Annotated in this window: 1 tRNA gene and 1 rRNA gene; both read left to right on the top strand. The window is 50.7% G+C overall.

Annotated features, from left to right (window positions below):
* The first annotated feature begins 93 nt into the window (after positions 1-93).
* A tRNA-Ala gene (locus tag ACF8LI_RS22485) sits at positions 94-169 on the top strand.
* Positions 170-560: 391 nt separating this feature from the next.
* Positions 561-3,426, top strand: a 23S ribosomal RNA gene (locus ACF8LI_RS22490); the annotation flags it as partial.

The raw sequence follows: 3,426 nt of genomic DNA on the forward strand, positions 1-3,426 counted from the left end.
GCTGGTTAGAGCACCGTCTTGATAAGGCGGGGGTCGTTGGTTCGAGCCCAACTAGACCCACCAAGATTCCAATGTCTGGTTGTCGAGGATCCCGGGGGATTAGCTCAGCTGGGAGAGCACCTGCTTTGCAAGCAGGGGGTCGTCGGTTCGATCCCGTCATCCTCCACCAAGATCGCCTGGTGGCAACAAGCGAAGAGCTTGCAGGATGAGAAAAGCGCAAAAAAAGCGTGCTATAATATTTGACTCAACACTAAAGCAGTCTCGTGTGAGACTGCTTTAGTGTTGATAGTTATCCAACTATCAATCGGCTGTTCTTTAAAAATTCATAGAGTCGAAATCAGCGTTGCTGGCGGAAAGAGATTTCAATCTCACCGTGCCGTCAGCAACATTTTGATTGCGTCAAAACGAATGAAACTTTGTTTTATTCAAGTAATGACGAATCTTTCTCTGACAGCAATGTCAAAGAATCATTCACATTACGGCATAACGCGCGAGGTGAAAGACCTCGCAAGTCCTTGAAAGAAAACGGCGAAATCTCGCAAGAGAGATCAAAGTTATAGGGTCAAGTGACTAAGAGCATGTGGTGGATGCCTTGGCGATGATAGGCGACGAAAGACGTGATAGCCTGCGATAAGCTTCGGGGAGCTGGCAAATAAGCTTTGATCCGGAGATTTCTGAATGGGGAAACCCACCCGCAAGGGTATCGCATACTGAATACATAGGTATGCGAGGCGAACCTGGAGAACTGAAACATCTAAGTACCCAGAGGAAAAGACATCAACCGAGATTCCGAAAGTAGTGGCGAGCGAAATCGGAACAGCCTTCTAGTGATAGTCAGACGGTTAACAAAACGGAATGGAAAGTCCGGCCATAGTAGGTGATAGCCCTGTATGTGAAAACCGACTGGTGGTACTGAGCTAGAGAAAAGTAGGGCGGGGCACGAGAAACCCTGTCTGAATATGGGGGGACCATCCTCCAAGGCTAAATACTCATCATCGACCGATAGTGAACCAGTACCGTGAGGGAAAGGCGAAAAGAACCCCGGGAGGGGAGTGAAATAGATCCTGAAACCGCATGCTTACAAAAAGTAGGAGCCCGCAAGGGTGACTGCGTACCTTTTGTATAATGGGTCAGCGACTTACATTCAGTGGCAAGGTTAACCGAATAGGGGAGCCGTAGAGAAATCGAGTCCGAATAGGGCGTCCAGTCGCTGGGTGTAGACCCGAAACCAAGTGATCTATCCATGGCCAGGATGAAGGTGCCGTAACAGGTACTGGAGGTCCGAACCGACTAGTGTTGCAAAACTAGCGGATGAGCTGTGGATAGGGGTGAAAGGCTAAACAAACTTGGAAATAGCTGGTTCTCTCCGAAAACTATTTAGGTAGTGCCTCAAGTATTACCTGCGGGGGTAGAGCACTGTTTAGGCTAGGGGGTCATGGCGACTTACCAAACCTATGCAAACTCCGAATACCGCAGAGTACAGCTTGGGAGACAGAGCACCGGGTGCTAACGTCCGGACTCAAGAGGGAAACAACCCAGACCGCCAGCTAAGGTCCCTAAAATTGGCTAAGTGGGAAACGAAGTGGGAAGGCTAAAACAGTCAGGATGTTGGCTTAGAAGCAGCCATCATTTAAAGAAAGCGTAATAGCTCACTGATCGAGTCGTCCTGCGCGGAAGATGTAACGGGGCTAAGCCAGTTACCGAAGCTGCGGATTTGCAATTTATTGCAAGTGGTAGGAGAGCGTTCTGTAAGCCTGTGAAGGTGCCTGGTAACGGGTGCTGGAGGTATCAGAAGTGCGAATGCTGACATGAGTAGCGTTAAAGGGGGTGAAAAGCCCCCTCGCCGTAAGCGCAAGGTTTCCTACGCAACGTTCATCGGCGTAGGGTGAGTCGGCCCCTAAGGCGAGGCAGAGATGCGTAGCTGATGGGAAACAGGTCAATATTCCTGTACCGATGTGTAGTGCGATGTGGGGACGGAGAAGGTTAGCTCAGCCAACTGTTGGATATGTTGGTTCAAGCCTGTAGTCGTGCCTGGTAGGCAAATCCGCCGGGCTTAGATGAGGGGTGATAACGAGTCTGCTTGCAGACGAAGTGAGTGATACCCTGCTTCCAGGAAAAGCCACTAAGCTTCAGCTACACACGACCGTACCGCAAACCGACACTGGTGCGCGAGATGAGTATTCTAAGGCGCTTGAGAGAACTCTGGAGAAGGAACTCGGCAAATTGATACCGTAACTTCGGGAGAAGGTATGCCGCAAGTAGGTGAACTTGTACAAAGGGAGCCCAAAGCGGTTGCAAAAAATCGGTGGCTGCGACTGTTTAATAAAAACACAGCACTCTGCAAACACGAAAGTGGACGTATAGGGTGTGACGCCTGCCCGGTGCTGGAAGATTAAATGATGGGGTGCAAGCTCTTGATTGAAGTCCCAGTAAACGGCGGCCGTAACTATAACGGTCCTAAGGTAGCGAAATTCCTTGTCGGGTAAGTTCCGACCTGCACGAATGGCGTAACGATGGCCACACTGTCTCCTCCAGAGACTCAGCGAAGTTGAAATGTTTGTGATGATGCAATCTCCCCGCGGAAAGACGGAAAGACCCCATGAACCTTTACTGTAGCTTTGTATTGGATTTTGAACGGATCTGTGTAGGATAGGTGGGAGGCTTTGAAGTGAGGACGCTAGTTCTCATGGAGCCGACGTTGAAATACCACCCTGGTGCGTTTGAGGTTCTAACCCAGGTCCCTTATCGGGATCGGGGACAGTGCATGGTAGGCAGTTTGACTGGGGCGGTCTCCTCCCAAAGCGTAACGGAGGAGTTCGAAGGTACGCTAGTTACGGTCGGACATCGTGACGATAGTGCAATGGCATAAGCGTGCTTAACTGCGAGACTGACAAGTCGAGCAGATGCGAAAGCAGGACATAGTGATCCGGTGGTTCTGTATGGAAGGGCCATCGCTCAACGGATAAAAGGTACTCTGGGGATAACAGGCTGATACCGCCCAAGAGTTCATATCGACGGCGGTGTTTGGCACCTCGATGTCGGCTCATCTCATCCTGGGGCTGTAGTCGGTCCCAAGGGTATGGCTGTTCGCCATTTAAAGAGGTACGTGAGCTGGGTTTAAAACGTCGTGAGACAGTTTGGTCCCTATCTTCCGTGGGCGCTGCAGATTTGAGGAAGCCTGCTCCTAGTACGAGAGGACCGGAGTGGACACACCTCTGGTGTATCGGTTGTCACGCCAGTGGCATTGCCGAGTAGCTAAGTGTGGAAGAGATAACCGCTGAAAGCATCTAAGCGGGAAACTCGTTTCAAGATGAGATCTGCCGGGGCCTTGAGCCCCCTGAAGAGTCGTTCAAGACCAGGACGTTGATAGGCTGGGTGTGGAAGCGCAGTAATGCGTTAAGCTAACCAGTACTAATTGCTCGTGAG

Origin of the sequence: Delftia sp. WSY_12 (assembly GCF_043104645.1) — a bacterium.
GTDB classification, from domain to species: Bacteria; Pseudomonadota; Gammaproteobacteria; order Burkholderiales; family Burkholderiaceae_C; genus Comamonas; species Comamonas tsuruhatensis.